This is a genomic window from Psychrobacter sp. SHUES1, assembly GCF_001652315.1.
In the GTDB taxonomy this organism is placed as follows: domain Bacteria; phylum Pseudomonadota; class Gammaproteobacteria; order Pseudomonadales; family Moraxellaceae; genus Psychrobacter; species Psychrobacter faecalis.
Genome location: NZ_LXWA01000022.1, coordinates 1 through 550, shown reverse-complemented (window position 1 = coordinate 550; position 550 = coordinate 1). Strand labels below are relative to the sequence as shown.

Sequence of the window (550 nt, the reverse complement as noted above, 5' to 3'; positions counted from 1 at the left end):
TGTTCTCGTAAGTAATTTTCTTCACTGAGATTGGCTAAGAAGAAATAGATAGAAAAGCTGCGGATGACATTTTTTAAGGTTTGGTTGTCTAACGAGGCAATAAAGTCGATGAGTTGTTGCTGGTTCGCTGCGTTAGGCGCCCGGCGTTGCTGGATAAAACCTTGGCGTAGGGTTTCAATCGTGTTGAGTGTTTGTTCGCCCGTTTGCCGAGAAATCGCCTCTCCTAGAAATGAGCCTAATAAGCTGATGCGTTCACGTAGTACGTCGTTATCAATAGTCATCCTTGATCTCCTGATCAAATTCATTCAAATATAGTCGTGCGGTCTTAAATGTAGGTTTTCTATGGTGTAAGCCATTTAACCTGTTTATGTGGATCTCGAAGCTCTCGCTTCTCATCAGCCAAGACGTTGTCAGCTTTATGTATTAATCATCTCTGCACACGACAAAAAAACAAAAAAGTCTGTTAAAGCAAAGGCATAATAGTAATTTTTAAGACGAATCAGACCATGCCAAACTTTAACAGACTTAGTGAAACTTTAACCCAAAACCT

At 40.4% G+C, this 550-nt stretch carries 1 protein-coding gene; it reads right to left on the bottom strand.

Annotated features, from left to right (window positions below; genetic code table 11):
- Positions 1-281, bottom strand: a 281-nt coding sequence (locus A7325_RS01550; RefSeq protein ID WP_227514915.1) for a phosphoenolpyruvate carboxylase, incomplete at its 3' end; no start/stop codon positions are given.
- Between the last annotated feature and the right edge of the window lie 269 nt (positions 282-550).